Raw genomic sequence first — 24,733 nt, 5'->3', positions numbered from 1 at the left:
CCGCCCGGTCGCGCCCGCGGGGGTACTTCCCTACTTCCTCTTCGTCACTCTCCCAAGGCCACGGCTGACGGCTGACCGGGGTCTCGGGCTCCCGGGCGTCGACGTGTCGGCGGTCCGGCCCGCCGGGCCGGCAGTCCGTGCACGCCACCCTCGCGGGCGTCCTGCGTCCTGCGTCCGGCATCCGGCGTCCGGCGTCCGGCGTCGAAGACGCTGACGCTAGCCGCCGGTCCGCACGATCCCCGGCCGCCACTCCCGCATTTGATCCGGTCGGCCAGCACGGTATGAGCAGTTCAAGCCATCTCGTCGGCCGCCCGGCTTCGGGGGTCCACCGCCGGTTCGGAGAATCCTTCTTCCTGGTTCCGTCGCAGCTCATCCGGCCCGATCGCGGACCGTCGCTCGACGTCGGACGGGCTGCTCGGATTGTCCGGATCCCGGCACCGCCCCGCCTGATTGTCAGTGGCGTGGCCGAAGGTTCCCTCCGCGGTGCCCCGCAACGACTCATCGAGGAGACCGGTGCTTTCGACGCCCTCACGCAATCCGCCGCTCGGGTTACCGCCTCACCGCTGTCACCTTGCCGAGTGAATCGAACGGGTGGAGGCGCCGACCGCGCTTGCTCACGGCACCCCATCTCGAACTTGCGCTCGACCCGTCGCCCGGCCTGCCCCGTATCGACCCCGTGATCAGCGACGTTGTCCGGGGTGCTCGACCCGATCCCTACCGAGGAGAAATCCGTGAATCCCGTGCGTCCCCTTCCTGTCACCCACCCCGCGTTCGAAAATCCTCCCGTGCAGCCCGTCCAGTCCGCGGTGCTCCGGCGCCCGGCGGACGCCCGCCGCGCTCCTTTCGCATCCGCGTCACGACCGTCACCGAGGTGGGGAGCATGAGCGGCCCGAAGGCTCTTCCCACAACTCTGTGCAACTGGGCCGAGCGAGAGATCGGGGCTGTCGATGAGGTCCGGGACGCCTCGCACCCGCGGGAGAACTCCCGGGTCTGGGAGCTCGTGCGCGCCGACGGCTGCCGGTTCTACCTGAAGGTCTCCCCCCAGGCGCGGATGTACGAGAGGGAGACGTTCGCACTGCGGCACGCGGTACCCGCCATGGGAGCCGGGCGAGCCCCACAGCTACGGGCGTCCAGCGCCGAGCACCTGGCCCTGCTGACGACCGCCGTGCCCGGCAGCCCGGTCGAGGCACTACCGCTCACACCTGCCGAGGAGTACGAGGCGCACCGACAGGGCGGTCTGCTCCTGGCCCGGCTTCACGCCGCCGGTGACCTGACCGGCCACTGGCGTGTCGAGGCCGAGGGAGCGCTGTGCGCCGCGGCGGCGGGTGCGGACCGGCAGTTGGAGGAGGCCGGGGACCGGCTGGCACCGGCGGAACACACGCTCGTACGCGATCTGGCGGAACAGCTGCGCGTCGCGGGGCCGGTGCCGCTCGGGTTCATCCACGGCGACGCCTGGCCGAGAAACCTGCTCTGGTCGGGGTGGGCCGCGTGGGTCGGCTTCGAACGGTCCCGATTCGCGCCCGTCGCGCAGGAGTTCGTCCAACTGGCCTGCGGAGTGTGGGCGGACAGCCCGCGGCTGCGCAGCGCCTGCCTCAGCGGGTACGGCCGCGAGCTGACACCGGACGAGTCCCACGTGTTGACCTGCCTGGCCGGCCTGAACGCGGTGAGCGCCCTCAACTGGGGCGAGGCGCACGGCGATCCTCGTGTCACCGCGCACGCGCGGCGCACCCTGGACCGGCTGACGGCGGGGGTGTTCGCGTGAAGCGTCCCCGTATCGGCACCCGGCCGCCGACTACCGCCGAACCACAGGTGCCTTCCGCCGCGGAGGACACGGCGGCCGTTCCCGCCGCGCGCGGGGCGGTTCCGCAGCCCTCGGCTCCTCCCGAGCTCGACTACAACGGGCGCAAGCACCGCCGGGCCATGGACGACGCCACCCTGTGGGACATGGCCCGCAGGATCCCGATGGCGCTCGCCCAGTCGGCCCGGCTGGCCTGGTCCGTCGACCGGCGCATGACGATCACGATCGTCCTGTGCCAGTTGTTGTCCGGGCTGGGCACCGCCGTCATGCTCACCTCGGTCGCCGAGGCCCTGCCCCACCTCACCACCGATGCCCGCACGGGGCTCGGCCAGGCATGGCCCGCGCTGGCCGTCGCGGTCGTGGCGATGGCGCTCGGCGCCGGGATGTGGATCCTCGCGGACTGGGCCACCCGCCGGCTGAACCCGAAGATCGCCTCCGCCGCCGATCTCACCCTGGTGGACCTCCACATGAGAGCCGAACTGTCCGCCTACGACGCCGAAGGGTTCACCGACCGCAGCCAAGCCGCGGAGATCGGCGCCCTGCGCGCGGTCGACCTCGCGGACGACGCCAAGACGCTCACCAACGGATTCGTCCAGCTGGTTTCCGCCGCGACCGTCCTGACGTCGCTCCACCCGCTGCTCCTGGGCGTGCTTCTGCTCTCGGTCGTCCCCAGGGGCCTGGGCGGGGTGATCGCGGCACGGATCGACTACCGGGTCCACGACCGCACCCTCTCCGCCCGCAACGTGCGCGGCATGATGCGCTGGTGGCTCACCACCTCCGAGCTCGCCGACGAACTGCGCGCCAACACCATGCGCCCCTACCTGCACTCCTGGTACCGGACGATGTGCGACCGGGTCGAAGGACGCGAACTGGAGGGAGCCCGCCCGTACCTGTTCGTGACGCTCCTCGCGGCATCGCTCGCCGGCCTGCCCCTTCTCTCGGGTTGAACGTGTGGCGCGAGCGCTACAGGAAGGGTTTGTGCAGCTCAACGCCGGTGAAAGTCACCGTAGCGAGTGCAACAGTTGTGGTGCCATCGCTGGATCGAGCGATTCAGCGCAGCAGCTTGTTGATGGCTAGCTCCCGGGTAGGGGCCGGTCGTCGATGACGTTCTTCATGACTGGGTGGAGGTCAGGCGTTGAACTCCGGGTAGGCAGGCAAGTTGCTGGTCGTAGAGCTGCCGGAACGGGGCCAGGTCAGCGGTCGCGACTCGCAATAGGTAACCGGGTTCGACGAACGTGCGTTGTGCCTGCAGCACGTTTTGGGGACGGCGGCCACAGCCTCTTCGAAGGCGGTGGCGGTGTCGAGGGTCTCCCAGCACATGGTGGCGAAGACAATCGCCATCGGATCCGGTTGGTTTCGGGCCGCCTCGGACGGGATTGACGGGTTCATGGGCTGCGTGGACTGCCTGTTGTCAACGATCGATTGCCGACAGGATCGGCGCGGTGATCCGGCCAACTACGGTCGGGGATCCTCAGTCACTGGCGTGCGGTGCGGGTGCAGGGGTCTGGGGCGTGGCGGCCCAGGAGGCGAGCAGGCGCAGGCCCTCTTCGGATGGGGAGGCGGGTTCGGCGGTGTAGATGGTGAGGGTGAGGCCTGGCGCGGCGGCCATCTCCAGCCCTTCGTAGGCGAGCGTGAGTTCGCCGACGGCCGTGTGGTGGTAGCGCTTGAAGCCGGTGCCGTGGTGGCGGACGTCGTGGGCGCCCCAGCGGGTGCGGAAGGCGTCGCTGCGGGTGGAGAGTTCACCGACGAGGTCGTGGAGGTCTTTGTCGTGGGGGTTGCGGCCGGCTTCGGTGCGCAGGATGGCGACGGTGATGTCGGCGGCCTGGTCCCAGTCGGGGTAGAAGCGGCGGGCGTCGGGGCTGAGGAAGGTGAAGCGGGCGAGGTTCTCCTGGTTATGGGGGTCTGCGTAGACGTCCGCGTAGAAGGCGCGGGCGAGCCTGTTGGTGGCCAGGAGATCCATACGGCCGTTACGGACGAACGCCGGTCCCTCGGTGACCGCGTCCAGGGTCCATTGCAGGCTCGGGTGCGGCTTCCACCGCCGGGTGGAGCGGCGGCGGGGCCGGGTGAGGGCGTCGGAGCCGTCGGCTGTCTGGGCCAGGTGGAGCAGGTGGGCGCGTTCGGCGTCGTCGAGCTGGAGTGCGCGGGCGACGGCTTCAAGGACGGCCGGGGAGACGCCGGCGAGGTTGCCGCGTTCCAGCTTGGCGTAGTACTCCACACTCACATCGGCGAGGGCGGCGACCTCGCTGCGGCGCAGGCCAGGCACACGCCGACGGCTGCCGGAGGGAAGGCCTGCCTGCTCGGGGGCGATCTTCGCTCGTCGCGAGGTGAGGAACTCGCGGACCTCTGCCTGGTTGTCCACGCCTTCGACGGTACGTCTCCCGCGCGGCCATAGGGATGTACTGGCGGTACACCCCTTGATGGTGTCTCGCTACCCACGCGATGAGCGGGTTACCTGGATGACGTGGTGCTTTCCGCCCTCCCCGTCACGGCGGGCGTGCACCTGACCCTGTACTCAGCGACGGTCCCGGTCATCCGGTGGCCGTCCGCCTCGACAACCTAAAGGAACCCCCCATGCGCGGCGCAGTGATTCACGCCCCCGGTGACGTCCGGTTCGAGACCGTGGACGACCCGAAGATCCTTCAGCCGACCGACGCGGTCATTCGGACAGCCGTGACCTGTGTGTGCGGCTCGGACCTGTGGCCCTACCGCGGCGCCGAGCCGATCGGCGACCCGCATCCGATGGGGCATGAGTACGTCGGGTTCGTGGAGGAGGTCGGCTCCGGGGTCACCTCGGTGAAGCCGGGCCAGTTCGTCGTCGGCTCGTTCGCGACCTCGGACAACACCTGCGCGAACTGCCGCAACGGGTTCCAGTCGAACTGTCTGCACCGTGAGTTCATGTCGACCTGCCAGGCGGAGTACGTACGCATTCCCAACGCCCAGGGCACCCTGGTCGCCACCGACGGCGTGCCGGACGAGAACCTGTGGCCGGGGCTGCTGGCGGTCTCCGACGTCATGGGCACCGGCTGGTGGGCCGCGGACGCGGCCGAGGTCAAGCCCGGTTCGACCGCCGTTGTGGTCGGTGACGGCGCGGTCGGCCTGTGCGCCGTGATCGCCGCGAAGGAGATGGGTGCGGAGCGGATCATCGCCATGTCCCGGCACGAGAGCCGCCAGAAGCTCGCTCGCCAGTTCGGTGCCACCGACATCGTTGCCGAGCGCGGTGACGAGGGCGTCGCCCGGATCAAGGAACTGACGGACGGGATCGGCGCGGACAGCGTGCTGGAGTGCGTCGGCACCGCCGAGGCCATGCGGCAGGCCCTCCACACGGCCAGGCCCGGCGGGAACGTCGGCTTCGTCGGGGTCCCGCACGAGGTCGCGATCGACGGGCAGGAGCTGTTCTTCTCCCATGTCGGCCTGCGCGGCGGCCCCGCCCCCGTCCGCCGCTACCTGCCCGATCTCATCGACCGCGTTCTCAGCCGCCGGATCGACCCGGGCCAGGTCTTCGACCTCACCCTGCCCCTGGACCAGGTCGCCGAGGGCTACAAGGCCATGGACGAGCGCCGAGCCATCAAGACCCTCCTCACGCCCTGACCCCAGGCATCCCTTACGCCTCTTCCACCTGACAAGGAGCAACCATGCAGATCACCCGCAGCTCGATCGACACCGCGAAGGGACCGGCCGACTGGTTCACGGGCGACGTCTACATCGACGCCGTCGCCGCCGCACCGGCACCGTCCCGGGTCACTGCGAACCTGGTGCACTTCATGCCCGGCGCCCGCACCCACTGGCACCGCCACCCGCTGGGCCAGACCGTCTTCGTCACCGAGGGCGTTGGCCTGTGCCAGCGACGCGGCGGCCCGGTTGAGGTCATCCGGCCCGGCGACCGTGTCCTGTTCGAGGCCGATGAGGAGCACTGGCACGGCGCCGCCCCGAATCGGCTGATGGTCCACCTGGCCATCAACGAGGGCGACCACGACCATGCCGTCGTGCACTGGCAGGAGCCCGTCACCGACGAGGAGTACACCGCCGCCCCGGCCACCGACTGAACACGAAAGGGAGCACCGTGACCACCTTCGCTCTCATCGGCGCCGGCCCCGGGCTGGGGCTGGCCGCGGCCCGCCGCTTCGGCGCCGCCGGCCACCGCGTCGCCCTCGTCTCCCGCAGTGCCCAGCACCAGCAGGAACTGGTTGCCGAGCTGGCCCAGGACGGCATCGAGGCCCGCGGGTTCACCGCCGACGTCCTTGACCCGGTCTCCCTCACTGCGGCCCTGCGCGAGGCCGCCGACACGCTGGGGCCCGTCGAGGTCCTCCAGTTCAGTCCGGTTCCGCGGGCCGACTTCATGAAGCCGGTCCTGGAGACAGGTGCCGCCGACCTGGACGACCCGCTGGCCTTCTCCGTCAAAGGCCCGGTGACCTGTGTGAACGCCGTGCTGCCGGGGATGCGGGAGTTGGGTCGGGGCACGCTGCTGTTCGTCAACGGCGCCAGCGCCGTCCGCCCGAATCCCAAGGTGGCCGGCACCTCGATCGCCTTCGCCGCCGAGAGCGCCTTCGCGCACATGCTCCACGACGCCCTCGCCGACGAGAACATCCACGTCGCCCAGCTGATCGTCCCCGGCGCGATCCGACCGGACGCCGAGCACTCCAACCCGAAGGCCCTGGCTGAGCGCCTGTACACCCTCCACAGCGAGCGCGGCACCTTCCAACACTACGCCGAGCCCATGCCCGCATGACGACCCCGGGGATCCCTTCCACGAACTCCGCAGTCCGCCATCGTCTGGTCCGCGCCGCTCCAGCAGCAGCCCTGCTGCTGGCCGTGACCGCATGCTCCAGCGGCACGCAGGGAGCCACCCCGACCGTCCCGTCCTCCACCCCTGCGTCCCCGAGGCAGCAGAAGACATCGACCTCCACCCCGCCATCCCCCACCGAGAGGAGCACCGCCATGGACATCCGGGTCACCCTCGACGGCCACCCCGTCGAGGCCACCTTGAACAACAGCCCCCCGGCCCGCGACTTCGCCGAGCTCCTCCCGCTCACGCTGGACCTGGAGGACTTCCACAACACGGAGCGAGTCGCCGACCTACCCCGCAAGCTGGACACCGATCGCGCTCCCGAGCCGGTCGCGGCCAAGGTCGGCGACATCGCGTATTACGCGCCCTGGGGCAACCTGGCCCTCTTCTACAAGAACGGGCCCGCCCCCTCCGCCGACCTGCTCGTCCTTGGCCACCTCGACATCAGCGCCGCCCAGCTTCGTGGCGCGACGCGCATCATCATCGAAGCCGCCCCCTGACCGGGTTCCACCTGAATCCCCAGAGGAAGAGAAGTACCTCTATGCCTTCCGCAGCCAGCACCCCAGCGGGCAAGCTGCCCTTCGTTGTCTGGGTGCTCGCCGTCGGCACGTTTTTGATGGGCACCACCGAGTTCGTCATCGCCGGACTGCTCCCGGAGATCGCTGGTGACCTCGGTGTCGGCGTTTCCCACGCCGGCCTGCTGATCACCGCTTTCGCGATCGGCATGATCGTCGGCGGGCCGGTCATGGCCCTGGCCACGCTGCGCCTGCCCCGGCGCCTGACCCTCGTCTCGGCTCTTGCGGTCTTCGCCCTCGGACACGTCGTCGCCGCGCTCAGCGCCTCCTTCACCGTCGTCCTGGCGGCCCGCGTAGTGACCGCGCTGGCCACCGGCGCGTTCTGGGCCGTCGGTTTCGTCATCGCCACAGCCGCCGCGGGTCCGCCGCGGGCCACCCGGGCCGTGGGCGTCATGATGGGCGGCCTGACTCTGGCCAACGTGATCGGCGTGCCGATCGGCTCGTTCGTCGGCCAGTACACCGGCTGGCGCGGCCCCTTCTGGGCACTGGCCGTTTTCGCGGGACTCGCGGCCGTGTTCGTCGGCCGCTTCATCCCCGCCACGGAGCAGCGGGCCGAGGTTTCGGTACGAGCCGAATTCCGCGCTCTGCGGCAGGGCCGACTGTGGCTGGCGCTGGCCGCCGCCGTCCTGATCATGGGCGGGGTCCTGGCCACGTACACCTACATCACCCCGCTGCTGACCGACCGCGCAGGCATTCCGGCTGGGGCCGTCCCGCTGGTCCTGACAGTCTTCGGGTTCGGTGCTCTGGGTGGCACCGCCGTCGGCGGCCGTTTCGGCGACCGCCGCCCGATGGTCACCACCATCACGGCAGCCGCAGTCACCGCCCTGGCCCTGCTCCTGATGATCCCGTTGTCGACCCGTCCCGTCACCGCCGTGGCCCTGGTCCTTCTCATGGCCCTGGCCGGGTTCAGCGTGAACCCCGTCGTCACGTCCCTAGCCGTCCGCTTCGCCGGCGACGCCCCCACCCTCACCTCAGCGCTGACCACCTCCGCCTACAACACCGGCATCGCCGTCGGTTCCGCCCTGGCCGGCCAAGCCCTGGATTCCTCGCTCGGCCTGACTGGACCCGCCCTGGTCGGCACCGTCTTTGCCGCCCTCACCCTCCTGCCACTCATCGCCCTCGCCCTCAGCGGCCCCCGTCGCCGGACCCGGACCCTGGCCCAGCACGCCGCCCCGACCCGTGCCCGGGATGACGAGGAGGCACCCGTTCTTGCCGGGCGCTGACACCGCATCCGCCGAAAGGATGAAGAGCCCATGAACCCCACCTACGACTTCAACGGCCAGGTCGCCTTCATCACCGGCGCCTCATCCGGCATGGGCCTGGCCACAGCCCGGGCCTTCGCCGAAGCGGGCGCGGCTGTCGGTCTCGCCGACATCGACGAGGACGCCGTGAACAAGGCGGCGAAGGAGCTCACCGAGGCCGGCCACCGGGCCTTTGCCCTGGTCTGCGACGTTGCCGACGAGGACCAGGTCGCCGCCGCCGTCGACCGCACCGTGGAGACCTTCGGACGGCTCGACATGGCCTACAACAACGCCGGAATCATGCCCCCGCCCACCGACGCCGCCGACGAGAGCGCCGACCAGTTCGACCGCGTCCAGGCGATCAACCTGCGCGGCATCTGGGCGAGCATCAAGCACGAACTGCGCCACATGCGCGCCCAGGGCAGTGGCGCGATCGTCAACTGCTCCTCCCTCGGCGGCCTCGTCGGCAACCCGGGCCGCGCCGCCTACCACGCCACCAAGCACGGCGTGATCGGCCTGACCAGGAGCGCCGCCCTCGAATACGGTGCTCGCGGCGTGCGCATCAACGCCGTCTGCCCCGGCACCATCGCCACCCCCATGGTCGACGCCATGGTCGACGGTGGCGAACTCGACCGCAGCCAGGCCGAAGCCGGCCAGGCCATCGACCGGCTCGGCACCGCCGACGAGATCGCCCAAGCCGTCCTGTGGCTGTGCAGTCCCGGCGCGAGCTACGTCACCGGCGTTGCCCTGCCCGTCGACGGCGGCTACACCGCCCAGTAACCCCGGTGCCCGCCGTCTTGCTACCAGCAACTGGCGGATGCCGCGGCGGCGCGCATGTCCTTCGCGCTCACGGTGTCGCGGAGGCAGCTGCCTGGTTGATGATCTCGCTCCGGGCGAAGTGCTACGAGCCGGCGGCTGCCGGGACTGTATCGCTGGCGGTGGCGGGGAACAGGCGCTGCACGGCGGCGACGATGGCCGCCCGTCGCGCCGTCAGGTAGGCATCGCGTTCCTCGCCGACGGGAGTGAGGTCGCTCTGGCCGGCCCACGACAGGGCCAGCTGGCTGACGAACACGAGGATGTCTTCCGGCGCCCACGCGGGATCGAGGTGACCGGCATCCTGCGCCTGGCGCAGCAATTCGATCTTGCGGCGCAAGGCCTGCTGCAGCGGGTCATCGGCGGGAGCCGGTCCAGGCGGAAGTTCCAGCTGGCCCCACATCATCAGCCGGTGGCGTTCGGGATGGCGGGTGGCGTGATCATGCATGCGGCCGGCGTAGCCGGGAAGGTCGGTGGGATCCAGCTGGACGGCATCGGCCATGGCCGCTAGTTCCCGTCCGGCAACGAACCGGTAGAGCGCCTCCTTGCTGCGGAAATACGCATACACGCGTTCTTTGCCGGTCCGTGCCTCCTTGGCTATCCGCTCGACCCGTGCTCCCGCGATGCCGTAGCGGGCGAATTCAGCGGTAGCTGCGGCAATGATGCGGTCGCTGGTGGCGTCGGTGCTGTTGCGGGTGGCCATGCGCCCAGCCTACCTAACCGAAACGTTCGGTTCGGTGTCGCGATGGACCCGTGTACGATCGAACCGAAACGTTCGGTTCGACAGTGAAGCAGGAGAAGAACCTCATGCGACAGCGCACTCTGGGCCGGCAGGGCCTTACCGTCTCCGAGATCGGCTACGGCGCGATGGGCACCGCCGTCGGCTACGGCCCCTCGGACGACACCATGTCGATCAGCGCGATCCGCCGCGCCCACGAACTCGGCGTGACCCATTTCGACACCGCGGAGATGTACGGCTGGGGAGGAGGCGAGAAGCTGCTCGGCCTCGCACTCGGGCCGATCCGCGACGAGGTGACGATCGCGACCAAGTTCGGACTTACCCCGACCTTCGCTCCGAACTCAAGGCCGGAGCACATCCGGGAGGTGGTCGACAACAGCTTGCGCAACCTGAACGTCGACGTGATCGACGTGCTCTACCAGCACGGTCCCGACCCGAGCGTCCCGATCGAGGACGTGGTGGGCGTGATGAAGGAGTACGTCGACGCCGGCAAGGTCAAGTACCTGGGCCTGTCCAACACCGACGCCGACGCCATCCGTCGTGCCCACGCGGTGCACCCGATCTCGGTCCTGCAGCACGAGTACTCGGTCTTCGCCCACGATTCCGAGCAGTTCTTCCCCGTCCTGGAGGAACTCGGAGTCGGGCTGGTCGCCTACTCCCCGCTCGCCCGTGGCTTCCTCAGCGGCGCCGTCAAATCCCGGGAGCACTATGACGCCCACGACTTCCGCCGGATGATTCCCTGGTGGGCCCCGGAGAACTTCGACCAGAACCTCTCCATCGTCGGCGAGCTCACCACGCTCGCGGAGAGCAAGGGGGCCACTCTCTCGCAGCTCGCCCTGGCCTGGCTGCTGGCGAAGAAGGACTACATCGTCCCGATCCCCGGATCGCGCAACCCCGAGCGGGTGGCGCAGAACATCGCCTCCGCCGACCTCAAGCTGACCGCCGACGACCTCATCCGCATCGACGAGATCGCCCCCGATGGCGCCATCGGGGGACGAGGTATGTGAATCCCCCTACGACTGGGCCAGCCGGTACCGGCTGGCAAGCCCGACCCGGCAGGCCCCGATCCGGCCTCGGAGCGGGCCCCCGGGCCGGCTGGGCGGCGGCTGTTGAGCGGAGGGTCGTTGCACAGGACATCACGCAGCGCCGGGGGATGCATGAAGGTGAGGACTGCGGCCTTCCCCCCGGTTGTGGCTCTCTCCTGGCCGGTCTTGAGCCCGTCTGCAAGACCGAGCTACCCCTCCGTTTCACAGTGGCGTCGTGTGCAAGATCGGCTTCACTCTTCGCAGGCGCCGCTCAGCTCGGCACGGTTACCTGCCTTCGGCGTTGTAGGTCGGGTCCGCCGGTTCTCAGATGAGGCGTTGCACCAGCGGTCAGTCTCGGGCGGAGCGCCGACGGCGATGCGGCTGGCCCGGTCGCGCGACAGCCAGCCGAGTGACAGCCGTCCGGGCCGAGTGCAGGATGCAGTCGGCGGATGCGGCCCAGAGTGACCCAGTGCAGTGGGCCGACCCCGTCCGCCTCCACGAGGACTTCAGGCGCCTGCGGACCTGCCTGGCGTCGCGTGCGCCGGTGCCGCCTCCCCCCTCTCCCTCAGCGAAGCGGGCGCCGTCCGTCACCGGACATGAGGGCGGGACGGGCCGGATTCACCCGTCGGAACCCTTGGCTGAGGACTGCCCGCCTGACCTCCGTCAGTGGCACTGCCGGTGGAGGTGCGGTCGGCGGCCCAGGACGCGAGCCGGCGCAGGCCCTCGTGCGAGGCGCTTTCCGGCTCGGCGGTCCACACGATGATCTGCAGGCCGGGATCGGCGGCCCACGTAATCGCGTTCCAGTCCAGGAACAGGTCTCCGACAACCGGATGGCGAAGGTGCTTCTCCCCGGCACCCCGGATCGCGACGTCGTGGGCAGACCACCACTGCCTGAAGTCCCTGTCCTGCTCGGAGAGCAGGTCCACCAGTTCGGTGAGCTTCGGATCGTCCGGATGGCTCGCGTTGTGCATCCGCATCTGGGCGATCGACAAGCGGGTGACCGACTCCCAGTCGACGTACAACTCACGCATCGCCGGATCGGTGACCAGCAGTCTGATGAAGTAGCGCTGCTCCTCGGGGATCTTCCCGAAGTCAGCGATCAGGGCTGCGCCCATGGTGTTCCACGCGGCGATCTCGGTGCGTGGTCCGATGGCGAAGGCGGGTGTGTGCGCCAGGTCGTCGAGGAGACGCTGCACCTGTGGCTTCACGGTGGGGTGCGGAGCGGGAGGCGGAGGACGGTAGGCGTTCCTGGCCGCCAGTTCATGCAGGTAAGTGCGCTCCGCGTCGTCCAGGCGCAGAACTCTGGCCAGCGAGGCGAGAACCGACGGTGACGCCTGGATGCGGCCCTGCTCCAGGCGGGTGTAGTAGTCGGTGCTGATGGCGGCCAGCACTGCGACCTCCTCTCGGCGCAGTCCTTGGACGCGCCGAGGGCCGCCGTCGGGCATGCCGACGTCGGCCGGGCTCAGTTCCGCGCGGCGTGCTTTGAGGAATTCGCCGAGGTCGGAGCGGTGGGGGTCGCGCTTCATGATGTCCAGTCTGCATCGCCGTCGGCGGTCAATTCACCGGAGTGAACGGCGCGCGGGGGGAGAGGTCCGTCCTTCGTTCACCGGCCCCGCCTGCGGTAGCCCTTCGGGCCTCCCGCAGGCGAGCGGTGCCGGTGGACTCAGCGGACCCGGGTCCAGGCGCCGTTGAGCTGGATGAAGTTGCCACCGACGACGGAGCTGGCCATGCAGGTGCCCTCCGTGTAGTCCTCGATGTGCGTGACCATGTCTCCGGAGTCCGGCTCGGTCCAGCGCACCACGAACAGGCCATCGCGCAGCTTGACCGCGGTGTAGTCCATGGTCTGGCTACGGCCTTCGATGGCGCCCCCGGTGACGAGGAAGCTCATGGTGGTCGGTGACTCGAAGGTGATCTCCACCGTGAAGTGGCCGAGCGGGGTGTCGGGGCCCAGGTCCGCCAGCCAGGTCTGCCCGACACTGGGAAGGATTGCGTTGGTCTGCATGAGTACAACCTCGTTTCATATTAAGCATTCCGAATGAAAAGCCGGATTCGATGGTGCTCTGTAGGCGCGGTGCACGCACCCCGGGGCATTCGCAGGTCAGCTGGCCATGACGGTGCGGCCGGCGGCGAACACAGCCGCTTCACGGGCAACGCGGGCGCCAAGATGCTCGGCGGTCGCGATGTCGGACTTGTGCACGGCCTCGGCTCCGGCATCGGTCGGGCTCTGGGCGGCGGCGCCCGCGAAGTAGCCGAGCCGGTTGAGATCGTTCTCACTGCCCGTGGTCGAGGCCCAGCCGGGCTTCAGGCCCAGGCTGATCCAGTGCATGCCGTGTTGAGCAGCCATCGTGAAGAAGTAGTCCAGCGTGGACGACTTGTCCCCGGCCTTCGCACCGGAGTTGGTGAAGCCGGCCGCGAGTTTGCCTGCCCAGTCCTGGACGAACCAGCGCTTGGTGCTTTCCTGAGCGAAGGCGTGGAAGGCTGCCGATGCAGTGCCCATGTAGGTCGGCGAGCCGAAGATGATCGCATCAGCGGCGTCCAGCGCCGCCCATTGTTCGTCGGTAACGGCATCCACCGCTATCGAGACGACGTTGGCGGTGGCCGACCGTGCACCTCGGGCAACGGCTTCTGCCAGAACGGCGGTGTGCCCGTACCCGGAGTGGAATGCCACGGCTACGGACGGGCGGAGGGGAGAAGACTGCATGGGGGGCTCCTGGGGAAGAGGCTGATGGGCCAGGTCCACCACGTTGCGCCACTTGGCCTGAGCGGACCAGGGAGAGAAACCTCCCTGGATGATTCCGTCCCCCGTCACGGGCGCCGCCCTGCCCCTCGACAGCGGCTGCACCGCCCAGTAGCCCCCATGACACGGTGGCCACCGCTCAGCGTTCTCACGCCTCACCCCGTCGTCCTCGTCCAGCTCCGGCGCTTCCGGGTCCGGTAGGAGCCTCGTGGCGCCGGCGGCCAGCGTGCTGCGGACCCGGAGGGGCCGGGGCTCGACGAAAACGATGCCGGAGCAGGACCTGCGGCCCGGCCCGCTGATCGTGGCGCGCTGGGTCGGCGAGGCGCCCACGTGGTGGCGTTGCGGGTTGGGTCCGACCTCATGCGAGGCGTTGCCACCAGCCGTCCACCTCGGGTGGAGCGTCGGCGTCGACGCGCTGGCCCGGACGGGGGACGGCCAGTCGGGTGCCGGAGGTCCGGGCGGCGTGCTGGATACGGTCGGCGGGCTCGGCCCAAGAGTGCAGGGCAAGGTCGAAGGTGGCCCAGTGCAGAGGGATGAGGAGGTCACCGCGGACGTCGTGGTGGGCCGTGAGGGCCTGTTCCGGCGTCATGTGGATCTCCGCCCAGGCATCGCCGTAGGCGCCGATCTGCATGAGGGTCACATCGAACGGCCCGTAGGCGGATCCGATCTCGGCGTAGCCGGGGAAGTAGCCGGAGTCGCCGCTGTAGAAGACGCGCCGGTTCTCACCGGCCAGCACCCAGGAGGCCCACAGGGTCCTGTCGCGGGTGAGGCCGCGGCCGGAGTAGTGCCGGGCTTCGGTCGCGGTCAGCCGTACGCCGTTCACGGTGACGCTCTCGTCCCAGTCGAGTTCCACGATGCGGGCCGCGGGGACGTTCCAGCGTTCCAGGTGCGCGCCGACGCCGAGCGGCACCACGAATGGTGCGGTCTGCGATCGGGTGAGTGCGCGCACGGTGGGCGCGTCGAGGTGGTCGTAGTGGTCGTGCGAGATGACGACGGCATCCAGGGGCGGCAGTTCCGTCACGGGGACGGGGCTGGGGTGCAGGCGGCGCGGGCCGGGGAGCGGTGCGGGTGAGCAGCGGTCGCTGAAGACGGGGTCGGTCAGGATCCGGGCCCCTTCGATCTCCACCAGGGCGGAGGAGTGGCCGTGCCAGGTGATGTGCAGCCCACCCGGGGGCAGCCTCTCGGCAGTGGGCGGGGCGGTGACGGGAACCGGGCCGGCGGGCCGGCGCTGGCGGCGCCCTGTCGCCCAGGCGCGAGTCGAGTCCAGGGTGGTGCCGGGCTCCAGTGTGGTGGTGGGTATCCGGTTGCGGAACGCACCGTCTCGGTACTGCGGAGAGCGGCGTATCCGTTCCGCCCGGTCCCCTGCCACGGGCGCGCCGCGGGTGCGCCGTACGCCCCTGACGACTGGGGCGAGGGCGGCCGTGCCGACCAGTGCCACCGCTGCCCGTATCTGCAGCTTCGTCGGCTTTGTCATCGCTCGGTCCTTGCGTTTGTTGAGCTGATCCGTTCCGCTCGGCCGTTGCGACCGGGGGCGTTCACCGGTTTTCGGCGGACAGGACCCTGCGCAGCCACGGGCCGCGGGCCGCGAAGGCGTCCTGGGAGACGGCCGCATGAGGAGCCATCAGGTCGAAGCCGTGAAAGGCGCCGGGCCACACATGGAGTTCTGCCTGGCCTCCGGCCTGCCAGATGCGGCTGGCATAGGCGACGACCTCGTCGCGGAACGTCTCGGCGGAGCCGACGTCCAGGAAGGCGGGCGGCAGGCCGGACAGGTCGGTGGCACGAGCGGGAGCGGCGTAGGGCGAGACGGCGTCGGTTCCGCGTGCCTCGCCCAGCAGGGCGCCCCAGCCCGCCTGGTTGGATGCCCGGTCCCAGACGCCGAGTCCGGCCATCTGGTGAGCAGAGGGGGTGTCGTTGCGGTCGTCGAGCATCGGGTACATCAGCAACTGCGCGAGCAGAGCGGGGCCGCTGCGGTCGCGGGCCATCAGGGCGAGTGCAGCCGCGAGGCCACCGCCTGCGCTGGCCCCGGCGACGATGATCCGGGCCGGGTCGATGCCGAGTTCCGCCGCGTGCGCGGCGGTCCACAAAAGGCCGGCGTAGCAGTCTTCGACGGGGCCGGGGTGCGGGGTCTCGGGGGCGAGCCGGTACTCCACGGACACCAGGGCTATGCCCATATCGTCGATCAGCCCCAGGAGTTCGGGGACGCTGCCCCGCTTGTCGCCGCTGATCATGCCGCCGCCATGGGTGTGGTAGATCACCGGGGTGGGGGCGGTGACCCTGGTGGGGCGGCAGATCAGCAGGGAGATGTCCGGTGCGCCTTCGGGGCCCGGCACCGTGCGCTCCTCGACGGCGAAGGCGCCGCCGCGGGTGAACGCCTCCTGAGGAGGCTGTTCCCCGCCCCCCATTTCCCGCAGATGGGTCAGGTTGGCGGGGTCGGCGAACGCGTCGGGTGGCAGGACCTCGTTGATCGCGGCCAGGGCTGGGGCCAGTTCGGGATCGAACGGCACAGGAGGTCCGATGAGGGTGGCGGTGTCGGGGACGGAGGTGGTGTTCATGGCGGCTCCTTCGGTTTCGGTCCGGCCCGGACGCCCTCCCGGATGGGAGGACCGGGGCGGCGCTTCGGCACAGGTCGGGCGGGCAGTCGGTGGGGACGGGGTGGGGGGCTGGGTCTGTTCAGGCTGTGGGGCGGGCGGCGGCAAGTTCGTTGATGTCAGCCGTCTCCAGCACCCGGCGCCGGGAGCCGTGACGGGTGGCCTGGAGCATGGCCTGGCCCAGTTGCAGGCTGGTGGTGACGTAGCGCGGGATGAGGCGTCGCAGGAGCGGGTAGAGCGGGGTGACGACCCGGTAGAGCAGGACGTAGGACTTCGTCTTCGCCTTCGTCCCGGGCAGGGGGACGATGAACGCGGGGCGGAACATGTAGGCCCGGGGGTTCAGCTCCAGCAGGGCGTTCTCGGTCTCCCCCTTGACCCGGGCCCACATCATGCGGGTCTTGCCGGTGCCGTCGGTGCCGGCGCCGGTGACGTAGCAAAAAGCGGCATCGGGGGCGGCGGTCAGCAGGGCGCGGGCGGCGGCGAGCGGGAAGTCGGAGGAGACGACCCGGTAGTCGGCTTCACTCATGCCGACGGCGGAGGTGCCCAGGCAGTAGAAGCAGGCGTCGTAGCTGGCCAACTGGTCCTGGACGGCGGTGAAGTCGGTGAAGTCCTCGTGGTGGAGTTCGCGCAGTTTGGGGTGGGAGAGCCCGGTGGGCGTGCGGCCGAGGGCGAGGACCTCGGTGACCCCCTCGTCGCGCAGGCAGGCTTCCAGTACTCCCTGGCCCACCATGCCGGTGGCGCCGAAAACGATGATGCGCACGCTGTTCCTGTTCGGTCGGCTTGTTCCGTCAAGTCCCCTAGCCAGGGGGCACGGGGCAGGGGTCAGACGGGGAAGGTGACGTCGGTGAGCTGCTCGGAAACCGCCCACAGCCGCTGCTGCATCGCCGTGTCGTGGGACTTGGCGCTGGAGGCGACCGCCTTGGGATAGCCCCGGGTTCCGCCCATGCCGGAGGGGCCGTAGTACTGGCCTCCGGTGACGTCCGGGTCGGTGGCCGCGCGCAGGGTCGGCAGCGCGCCCATGGCGGCGTCCTGGGTGACCAGGGGGAGCATCAGGTCGGCCGCCTTGCGCAGCGGGCGGGGCAGGTTCTGCTGGAGTTCGGTGGCAGCGGCGCCCGGATGCGCGGCCGCCGCGATGGTGGTGCCGTGCGGGGCGAGACGGCGCTGGAGTTCGTAGGTGAACATCAGGTTGGCGAGCTTGGCCTGGCCATAGGCGGCGACGCGGTTGTAGGAGCGGTCGAACTGCAGGTCGTCGAAGTGGATGTCGGCCTGAATGCGATGACCGAAGCTGCTGACGGTCACCACCCGCGAGCCAGGGACCGGCAGCAGTGCGCCGAGCAGGAGCCCGGTGAGCGCGAAGTGGCCGAGGTGGTTGACGCCGAACTGCATGTCGAAGCCGTCCTGCGTCTTCTGCCGCGGGGTGTACATCACGCCGGCGTTGTTGATCAGCAGGTCGATCTTCGGGTGCGCGGCGCGCAGCTCAGCTGCCGCCGTCCGCACCGATTCCAGGGACGCCAGGTCCAGGCGCTGCAGGCTGAGCCGGGCGCCGGGCACGCGGTCGGCGATCCCGGCGACGGCCTGACGGCCCTTGTCGAGGTCGCGGACGGCAAGGATCACGTGTGCGCCCCGCGCGGCCAGCACCCGCGCGGTCTGCAGGCCCAGGCCGCTGTTGGCGCCGGTGACGACGGCGGTGCGGCCTTCCCGGGACGGGACGTCATTCTCGGTCCACCGGGCGGCAGTCTTGCGGGCCATGATCGTGCCTTTCTGTGCGGGGTGACGACTGGTGCAGGAGGTGCGCGGGCTCGCGTCCAGGCCGGCGCAAGGCGCTGGGCGGTGGAACGCGGTCAGCCCTGGGCAGCCTGGGAGACGGGGGCCCACTCGGTCCACGCTTCGAGGCGCTGGCCGTAGACGTTCTTGACGTGGTCGACCATGTGGCTGCCGAAGAGCACGCGCAGCGGCGGGTTCTCGGCGTCGACGATCTGCAGCAGCGCCTGGCCGGCGGCCTCGGGGCTGCCGTACTCGGTACCGGCGAGCTGCTCGGCCAGCGCATCGCGAAGCGCCTGGTAGACGGGGTTCGGCTTGGCGTGCACGGCGGAGGAGCTGCCCCAGTCGGTGGCGTAGCCGCCGGGCTCGACCAGGGTGACCTTGATGCCGAAGCCCGCGACCTCGGCCGCGAGGGACTCGGACAGGCCCTCGAGGGCCCACTTCGAGGCGTGGTAGACGCCGGTGTGGGGGAAGGCGGTGACACCGCCGACGCTGGAGACCTGGACGATGTGGCCGGATCCCTGTGCGCGCAGGATCGGCAGCACGGCCTGCGTGACGTGGAAGACGCCGAACACATTGGTCTCGAACTGGTCGCGTATCTGCTGCTCGCTGACCTCCTCGACCGCGCCGAACTGGCCGTAGCCGGCGTTGTTGACGACTATGTCGAGCCGCCCGAACCTTTCGTGCGCGGCGGACACGGCCCCCTGCACTCCGGCCCGGTCGGTGACGTCGAGGGTCAGCGGCAGCACGGCGTCGCCGTACTTCGCCGCCAGGTCGTCGAGGGTGCCGATGGTGCGGGCGGTCGCGGCGACAAGGTCGCCGCGGCCGAGCGCCGCCTCGGCGAAGGAGCGGCCGAAGCCACGCGACGCACCGGTGATGAACCAGACCTTGCTCATGAGAATCCCTTCACATTCCGGAAGCGGAACGCCGGGGGAAGCGTCCCACCACTGCAACCAGAATACTAGACTCGTCTAAAAATCGACGAGTCCAACAAGTATGATTCCGAAAGGGAGGATCCATGAGCCTGCGGGAACGCAAGAAACTGGCCGCGTGGCGCGCCATCAGCCAGGCGGCACTGCGCCTGTTCGAGGAACAGGGCTTCGAGGCGACCACGATCGAGCAGATCGCAACCGCCGCCAACGTGTCCCGGGCCACCTTCTTCAACTACTTCGCCAGCAAGGAAGCCGTCGTCTTCGACCAGGACCCCGAAGCCCGTGATCGCTGGCGCACCCTTCTGGAGTCCCGGAGCCCCGGCGAGTCGCTCTGGGAATCGCTGGCCGCGATCATGATCGAGGTCAATACCGGACTCCGCGAGCGCATGCCGCTCATGCGCCGCCTCAAGGCACAGTCCCCGGCCCTCGCCCGGGCCAGCCAGGCGTCCGGAGAACAGCTGCGCACTGATCTCCAGACCTGGATCCTGGCTCAGATCTCCGGCGAGGACGCGATGATCGGGATCCTCCAGCTCAACGTGGCTCTCGCCGCCGCCGGCACCGCCTACCAGAGCTGGAAGACCGACGAGGACTTCGACACCTACATCGAGCGCCTGCGCACCTGCCTTGCCGTCGCAGGGGCCGGCGCCGCGTCCCCCGCTCCATGACCAAACGGAACCGGCCACCCCTGGCAGGTGAAGTACCTGACCACGCTCACGCAGAAGGTCGGGAAGAACGCTTTGACGCCGAGTTCGCCTAGGCGATCACGGGCAGCGACCTTGCACGATCCTGAGTATCCGGCCTATGGCCGCCCAGGCTGTTACTCGCCTCAGCAGTGTCATGATGATCGTCATCTGTGCCGTCCTGCTGGTGGATCGCCTGGCCGACTGAGGATCCCGCCCGTCCCTCCACCCCATTACAGGCGCGAAGGAAAGCACATACGTGGAAGGGCGGCCCAGTAACGGCGGAGTCCGGCGGTCCAGAAGCGTGTCCGGGACAGTTTCGACCTGCAGTGCCTGATGTCTCACCTGGGCGCGAAGCTTCCCCACATCGGGCTTGTCGTGTGCACATCATGCTCCCGGCATGTCCTGAGGAGACCCAGCAGCACGGCTACGTCCACGCCGGCGCCACCAGCGTCGTCGCCGACAGCGCTGGCGGCTACGCCACCCTCACCCCGTTCGACGATGACTCCGAGGTCCTCACCGTTGAGTACAAGATCAACCTCCTCGCTCCAGCAGCCGGCGACCACCTCGAAGCGATCAGCACCGTTCTCAAGCCCGGACGCACCCGGACCGTCTGCCAGTTGGAGGTCTACGGCGTCCAGGCCGACGGTGCCCGGAAGCTCATCGCGAACGGCCAGCAGACCCTGATCCGCGTCAACAAGTCCGCCAAATGAGCGCACTACCCGTCTATTTCAGCCCAGGTGTCCTGGCTGAAGTGATGACAACACCCTGACCACCCCAAGGCCCCGCGGAAGAAGCCGATCTCGCGACGTGGTCAACCACGCTGGTTGAGGGCACGGGTCAGATCCCGGTTGGCTGCCCGTGCAGCGTCAAGTTCGGCTTGGCGGTCGTCCAGGGAGCGGGTCAAATCGACGGCACGCTGTTCGAGGTGCGTGATGCGCGACTGCAGTTCAGTGACATCGGCTGGCGCCGCTATGCCGGAGGCGCGCCAGGCGTCCTCTCCCAGGACCTTGGACAAGCGGGCTTCAAGTTGATCGATCCGTGCGGCCATGCGAGTGCTGCGTGCGTTGGCATTGGCGAGGTCGGCGAGGAGGGATGCCCGGGTGGCTCCGGGGCCGTCGGCGTGAGGCGTGGCGGGTTCACGGGCGGCGATGTGGAGGGTGTCGAGCAGGTCGCGGTGACGGTAGAGGAATGTCCGGTCGACGGCAGCGGCGCGAGCGATCGCGGAAGCGGTCAGCGGGGTTCCATCGCGTTGCGCGGCGCTGATGGCTGCGGCCACGCGGCTGCGGCGGCGGTCGGTGCCGGCCTGGCGGCCTTCTTGCATCGAGGCAGTCACGGCAGAGTCCTTACGGGGCGGACGTCGGGGAGCGGCTGGCCGACGCGGGGCATGCCGAGGTGGACGGTGCGGGTGCTGCGGACCACGGCGATGGCCTGGTCGATCTGGGCGCGGTCCTCGGCGGTGAGATTGTCCAGGTCGCCGCTGACGCGGTCGATGAGCCGACGCACGCGCTGGATCTCTTCTGCGGCAGGCATGGCCTGCGCGCGGGCCCAGTCGTCGGCTTCGAAGGCTGACATGAGACGTTCGCGGCTGCGCAGCAGGTCGGCCAGATGGGCCTGGAGGTCGGGGAGGTAGGAGACGTCGGTGGAGTAGTGCTCGCAGCCGAGACAGCGAAACCGCAGGGGGCAGGCGTGGCCGCCCGCGGCGACGTTGGACGGTTCACGGCAGACGCCGTAGGGGACGGCCACCTCGCCGATCGCGCGGCGGACGTGCTCGGAGTCGAGCAGGCTCTGCGCGGTACGCCAGACCCGGTTGCCGTGCCGGTCGAACTGCAGGGCGGTGACCCGGTCGACGGCCTCGCGTCGGCGTTCCTCGCCGACGCGGTAGTAGCCCATGGTGGTGTGGACCAGTCGGTGGTCCATCAGTTCCTTGAGAACGTCGACGGGGACTCCGGCGTCGGCGTGGCGCTGGGCGTAGCAGTGGCGGTAGGCGTAAGGGAAGATCCGGGTCTTGTCGAACGGCACCAGCTGAGTCAGGCGGGCATCGTCGGCGCTGACGACGACAGGCACGAGGAGGTCGGGCAGGGAATTCACCCAGGCCCGGTGGTAAGAGGAGATCTCTGCGAGCGGTTTGGTGCCTTCCGGGTTGACCTTGGGACGCGGCAGGAGCCGCAGCCGGGCGGGGTCAACGGCGGGGAAGCGTGCCCGGACGCGCTGCTGTTGGTGTCGGATGGTTGCGGCCGTCTCGGTTCCGATCGGCAGGCGCCGCCCGAGGCGGTATGCCTTGTGGTTGTCGTAGACCAGGATGTCGGAGCCGTCGGGGTCCTGCTCCAGGCAGTTGAGGGGAAGGGTGTTGATCTCGTCGGGGCGTCGCCCGGTGTCGATGAGCAGCTCTGTTGCAACCCGGACCTCAGTGCTGCTCATGGTCTCCAACTCGTCGAGGTGTGCGCACAGCGCACGCATCACCTCGTCCGGGAGGTCGCGGCCGGCCTCGGTGTCCTCGGGCTCGTCGGGCATGTCCTCGGGCAGGATCGCGAAGTCGACCGGCATCCCCGCCAACAGCCTTCCGGGCGCGGTGAGGCCAAGGGTGCGGAAGCGGTGCAGGACCCGGCGGGCGTATCGGGTGAAGGCCAGGCGTCGTCGGGGCGTGATCTGCCCGGTCGAGGTGAAGTAGCCCATCCGGTTGGTGAACGCGAGGATGTCGCTGCGGCCCCAGGCCGCGGGCACCCTGCCATGGTCTGCACGCTGCACCCGCAGGCTTTCCGAGAGCATGCCCATGGCCGCAATGACCGCGCGGGCGTGCTGGACGGCGTTCTTGTTCCGGCGCCGGGGCAGGTCGTCGTACACCCAGATTTTCATCGCCTCCCGCAGTGGTTCCTGCAGGATGGGGGCGAAGGAGATGTGGCCCGACAGGCCGAAGACCACCATGTCCCAGCGGTCCTTGAGGCGTTCGGTCTCCGGCGTCATGTTCAGCAGCTGCAACTCCCGTTGCCAGGCCCGGATCATCGTGACCTGCTCGCGGCTGTGCCCGTGAGCAGCCGGATCCGTCACCTCCACAAGTTCCTGTACCTGGTGCAGCCGCAGCCGGTCGTACAGCTGGCGCAGGCACTCGGGCCGGGACTTGAACCCTTGCCGGGTGCGAACCCACAGGCCGAAAAGGAGTTCTGCGACGAGGCGGTCGGGCAGCCCGCGCAGGCTAGCCTCTCGCGTGGTGCAGATCGCCTTGTCCGTCCGGCGCCAGTGCGCCTCGTCAAACCCGGGCACATTACGGGCCCGGTAGAAGCGGTTGAGGTGCGCCTTGCAGTACGGAGGAGTGCGGGCGGTGCGGTCGAGATAGCACGCGGCGACCTCGCACGATCCGAGCCGGACAAGCCCGGTGACACTCGGATGGCCAAGGAACTCCTCCAAAGCCAACGTACGCAGCCCGACCGTGGTGTGCTGAACACGGTGCGCGTCACACAGCAGGCCGGCAACGGTGAGGCGGGGCCGCTCGCACCCTTGCACCGCGCACGGCACCTGGCCAACTCCACGGCTCTCTGCCTTCGTTACGAGGAGGAATTCCTCCAGCGGGAGGTTGGACTTGCTCCACCGCAGCATGCAGCCGCCGCACATCGGCCGCGTCAGAACAGTGATCGCCAGAGGGCATCCCGGCACGGGGCAATCCGGCAGACCGATCACCGGATGCTGTCGGGGCCACGTGACCACCCGCCGATCCCAGTCCCACCCCAGCAAAACCAGGAAGTCCTCGTCCACCGCCCGGAGGATCTCTGCCAGCCGCTTATCGGCCGCCAGCGTCTCGTAAGCCGGCGGGATCGCTGCACGCGCGCCCGTCACCGTTCCACCTCCGGGCCGCCGCGCCCGCGCGGCGAGGGCACCCGGTCAACTGCGGCCCGCACACGCTGCGGATCCGGAAACACGTACGGCCCCTGCGAGTCGAGACTCCTCTGCCCAAGCACCGCGGCCACTTCATCCGGAGCACCGCCTGCATCGGCGACGTTCGACGCGAACGCGCGGCGCGCCATGTGCGCGCCCACCCTCCTGTCCAGCCCGGCCCGGCAGCTCAGCCGTTCCAACAGCTCCCCGATCGCCTCCGGGGACATCGGCTCACCCAGTGGGGCCCGGAACAGGTTCACCAGCAGGAAGTCACTCCCACCCGACCCCAGCAGCCGGTAACGCTCCTCGTAGTAGAGGTCGAGCGCGGACACCACCAGGAAGTCCAGCGGCGCCACCCACGCGTGCCGCGACTTCGACCATGCCCCGTTCTCGTTCTCCCGTCGTCGCACGTGCACATGGGCACCCGGGTAGTCGCAGCCCAGCGCACGGGAGTCCGGCAGCAGATGCATATCGCTGCGCCGCAGCCCGGCCGCTTGGCCGCGGCGCAGCCCGACCCTGCTCACGAGCAGGACGACGAGCCGGTCCCGTGCGCTGTGGCACGCGCCGAACATGGCCACCAACTCGGTGTCCGCGGCACGGTCTACCCGCGTCTCCGGCTCGCGCAACGAGTGCACCGGCCGCAGCCGGTAGAACAGGCCGCCGTCCTCACCCTGCGCCTCCGCCGGAAGGTCCCGGCTGTCGGCAAGCTCGTAGATCTGCCCGAGCACCGACCTGGGCGCCTCGCCCACCGACACGGCGTACGACAGCAGGCCCCGCACCGCCACTAGGACGCGGTTGATCCGCCGCTCGCCGCGCACCGGCTTCGCTCCCGGCCCGGGCTGAACAACCGGGGCCCCATCCGGCCGGGGCGCCGGGGTGTACTTCAGCCAGACCATGAACAGCCCGAGGTCCTGGCCGGCCGCCGTCCACTCTCGATGCGTCGACTGGCACCAGCGCAGGTAGAGCGCGACACCGCCGGCGTATGACTTCGTCGTCAGCTCCGCCCGGTCGCGCCCAAACCGCAGATTCCGAAGCCACCGATCAGCTGCAGGGACGGCCTCCAGGTCGTCGTCAAGGACCGTCCAGTACGTCTGCCCGGACGGCATCACCACGGGGAACGCCCGCATCCGTATCTCCTGCCACGAGTTGTGCAACAACCCGCCGCAGAGCCACACCCCCCGAGAACGAGTC

At 69.7% G+C, this 24,733-nt stretch carries 23 protein-coding genes and 2 pseudogenes; 11 read left to right on the top strand and 14 right to left on the bottom strand.

Features of this window, described 5'->3' with window-relative positions; genetic code table 11:
- The first annotated feature begins 880 nt into the window (after positions 1–880).
- Positions 881–1,762 carry a phosphotransferase gene (locus ACFYW7_RS36095; protein ID WP_389510376.1) on the top strand — a complete coding sequence of 294 codons (882 nt, stop codon included), beginning with the start codon at positions 881–883 and terminating at the stop codon, positions 1,760–1,762.
- Complete coding sequence (locus tag ACFYW7_RS36090; protein WP_389510374.1) at positions 1,759–2,745, top strand: hypothetical protein; 987 nt, start codon at positions 1,759–1,761, stop codon at positions 2,743–2,745. The genes ACFYW7_RS36095 and ACFYW7_RS36090 overlap by 4 nt, the downstream gene beginning before the upstream one ends.
- A gap of 126 nt (positions 2,746–2,871) precedes the next feature.
- On the opposite strand, the pseudogene ACFYW7_RS36085 reads toward ACFYW7_RS36090, so the two are convergent.
- Positions 2,872–3,136 (bottom strand): annotated as a pseudogene (locus ACFYW7_RS36085) (Lrp/AsnC ligand binding domain-containing protein); the annotation flags it as partial.
- A gap of 133 nt (positions 3,137–3,269) precedes the next feature.
- Positions 3,270–4,157 carry a helix-turn-helix transcriptional regulator gene (locus tag ACFYW7_RS36080; protein WP_389510372.1) on the bottom strand — a complete coding sequence of 296 codons (888 nt, stop codon included), beginning with the start codon at positions 4,155–4,157 and terminating at the stop codon, positions 3,270–3,272.
- Positions 4,158–4,369: 212 nt separating this feature from the next.
- Between ACFYW7_RS36080 and ACFYW7_RS36075 the strand changes: the two genes are divergently transcribed.
- The 6 genes from ACFYW7_RS36075 (at position 4,370) to ACFYW7_RS36050 (ending at position 9,177) form a co-directional block, all read left to right on the top strand.
- Positions 4,370–5,386, top strand: a complete 1,017-nt coding sequence (locus tag ACFYW7_RS36075; protein ID WP_389510370.1) for a zinc-dependent alcohol dehydrogenase family protein — start codon at positions 4,370–4,372, stop codon at positions 5,384–5,386.
- A 44-nt stretch (positions 5,387–5,430) separates the two neighbouring features.
- The gene (locus tag ACFYW7_RS36070; RefSeq protein ID WP_389510368.1) at positions 5,431–5,841 is read left to right on the top strand and encodes a cupin domain-containing protein; all 411 of its coding nucleotides are present in this window, start codon (positions 5,431–5,433) and stop codon (positions 5,839–5,841) included.
- Positions 5,842–5,858: 17 nt separating this feature from the next.
- A complete protein-coding gene (locus ACFYW7_RS36065; RefSeq protein ID WP_389510366.1) occupies positions 5,859–6,524 on the top strand; it encodes an SDR family NAD(P)-dependent oxidoreductase in 666 nt (221 codons plus the stop codon).
- Positions 6,525–6,733: 209 nt separating this feature from the next.
- The gene (locus ACFYW7_RS36060; RefSeq protein ID WP_389510364.1) at positions 6,734–7,081 is read left to right on the top strand and encodes a cyclophilin-like fold protein; all 348 of its coding nucleotides are present in this window, start codon (positions 6,734–6,736) and stop codon (positions 7,079–7,081) included.
- 41 nt (positions 7,082–7,122) lie between these two features.
- Entirely contained in the window at positions 7,123–8,379 is a 1,257-nt protein-coding gene (locus ACFYW7_RS36055; protein WP_389510362.1) for an MFS transporter, read from the top strand.
- A 30-nt stretch (positions 8,380–8,409) separates the two neighbouring features.
- A complete protein-coding gene (locus ACFYW7_RS36050) occupies positions 8,410–9,177 on the top strand; it encodes an SDR family NAD(P)-dependent oxidoreductase (protein ID WP_389510360.1) in 768 nt (255 codons plus the stop codon).
- 121 nt (positions 9,178–9,298) lie between these two features.
- On the opposite strand, the gene ACFYW7_RS36045 is transcribed toward ACFYW7_RS36050, so the two are convergent.
- On the bottom strand, positions 9,299–9,913 hold the full coding sequence (locus ACFYW7_RS36045) for a TetR family transcriptional regulator (protein ID WP_389510358.1): 615 nt from the start codon (positions 9,911–9,913) through the stop codon (positions 9,299–9,301).
- A 104-nt stretch (positions 9,914–10,017) separates the two neighbouring features.
- Here ACFYW7_RS36045 and ACFYW7_RS36040 point away from each other — a divergent pair, with 104 nt between their 5' ends.
- Positions 10,018–10,956: an aldo/keto reductase gene (locus tag ACFYW7_RS36040; RefSeq protein WP_389510356.1), complete on the top strand. Its 939-nt coding sequence runs from the start codon at positions 10,018–10,020 to the stop codon at positions 10,954–10,956.
- Positions 10,957–11,561: 605 nt separating this feature from the next.
- Here the strand turns inward: ACFYW7_RS36040 and ACFYW7_RS36035 are convergent.
- The 8 genes from ACFYW7_RS36035 to ACFYW7_RS36000 all read right to left on the bottom strand — a co-directional run bounded on the left by ACFYW7_RS36035 (position 11,562) and on the right by ACFYW7_RS36000 (position 18,956).
- The gene (locus ACFYW7_RS36035; protein WP_389510354.1) at positions 11,562–12,500 is read right to left on the bottom strand and encodes a helix-turn-helix transcriptional regulator; all 939 of its coding nucleotides are present in this window, start codon (positions 12,498–12,500) and stop codon (positions 11,562–11,564) included.
- Positions 12,501–12,637: 137 nt separating this feature from the next.
- Entirely contained in the window at positions 12,638–12,976 is a 339-nt protein-coding gene (locus ACFYW7_RS36030) for a hypothetical protein (RefSeq protein ID WP_351611345.1), read from the bottom strand.
- A gap of 96 nt (positions 12,977–13,072) precedes the next feature.
- A complete protein-coding gene (locus ACFYW7_RS36025; protein ID WP_389510351.1) occupies positions 13,073–13,675 on the bottom strand; it encodes a flavodoxin family protein in 603 nt (200 codons plus the stop codon).
- 394 nt (positions 13,676–14,069) lie between these two features.
- Positions 14,070–15,185, bottom strand: coding sequence for an MBL fold metallo-hydrolase (locus ACFYW7_RS36020; protein ID WP_389510349.1), 1,116 nt, complete (start codon positions 15,183–15,185; stop codon positions 14,070–14,072).
- 61 nt (positions 15,186–15,246) lie between these two features.
- Positions 15,247–16,263, bottom strand: coding sequence for an alpha/beta hydrolase (locus tag ACFYW7_RS36015; RefSeq protein WP_389510347.1), 1,017 nt, complete (start codon positions 16,261–16,263; stop codon positions 15,247–15,249).
- A gap of 118 nt (positions 16,264–16,381) precedes the next feature.
- Positions 16,382–17,059, bottom strand: coding sequence for an NAD-dependent epimerase/dehydratase family protein (locus ACFYW7_RS36010; protein WP_389510345.1), 678 nt, complete (start codon positions 17,057–17,059; stop codon positions 16,382–16,384).
- 62 nt (positions 17,060–17,121) lie between these two features.
- Entirely contained in the window at positions 17,122–18,048 is a 927-nt protein-coding gene (locus tag ACFYW7_RS36005; protein WP_389510343.1) for an SDR family NAD(P)-dependent oxidoreductase, read from the bottom strand.
- A 92-nt stretch (positions 18,049–18,140) separates the two neighbouring features.
- Positions 18,141–18,956 carry an SDR family oxidoreductase gene (locus ACFYW7_RS36000; RefSeq protein WP_389510341.1) on the bottom strand — a complete coding sequence of 272 codons (816 nt, stop codon included), beginning with the start codon at positions 18,954–18,956 and terminating at the stop codon, positions 18,141–18,143.
- A gap of 122 nt (positions 18,957–19,078) precedes the next feature.
- Between ACFYW7_RS36000 and ACFYW7_RS35995 the strand changes: the two genes are divergently transcribed.
- Positions 19,079–19,657 (top strand): TetR/AcrR family transcriptional regulator, encoded by a 579-nt coding sequence (locus ACFYW7_RS35995; RefSeq protein ID WP_389510339.1) that lies wholly within the window; start codon positions 19,079–19,081, stop codon positions 19,655–19,657.
- A gap of 351 nt (positions 19,658–20,008) precedes the next feature.
- Positions 20,009–20,385, top strand: a pseudogene (locus tag ACFYW7_RS35990) (PaaI family thioesterase).
- Positions 20,386–20,486: 101 nt separating this feature from the next.
- Here ACFYW7_RS35990 and ACFYW7_RS35985 read toward each other — a convergent pair.
- From ACFYW7_RS35985 to ACFYW7_RS35975, 3 genes are read right to left on the bottom strand one after another with little or no spacing between them, the layout of a single operon-like run.
- Complete coding sequence (locus ACFYW7_RS35985) at positions 20,487–21,008, bottom strand: hypothetical protein (RefSeq protein WP_389510337.1); 522 nt, start codon at positions 21,006–21,008, stop codon at positions 20,487–20,489.
- Entirely contained in the window at positions 21,005–23,503 is a 2,499-nt protein-coding gene (locus ACFYW7_RS35980) for a hypothetical protein (protein WP_351620148.1), read from the bottom strand. Before ACFYW7_RS35980 ends, ACFYW7_RS35985 begins: the two co-directional genes overlap by 4 nt.
- Positions 23,500–24,648, bottom strand: a complete 1,149-nt coding sequence (locus ACFYW7_RS35975) for a tyrosine-type recombinase/integrase (protein ID WP_389510445.1) — start codon at positions 24,646–24,648, stop codon at positions 23,500–23,502. Before ACFYW7_RS35975 ends, ACFYW7_RS35980 begins: the two co-directional genes overlap by 4 nt.
- Between the last annotated feature and the right edge of the window lie 85 nt (positions 24,649–24,733).

This window comes from Streptomyces sp. NPDC002580, from assembly GCF_042889485.1.
In the GTDB taxonomy this organism is placed as follows: Bacteria; Actinomycetota; Actinomycetes; order Streptomycetales; family Streptomycetaceae; genus Streptomyces.
This window is presented reverse-complemented; position numbering and strand designations above follow the sequence as displayed.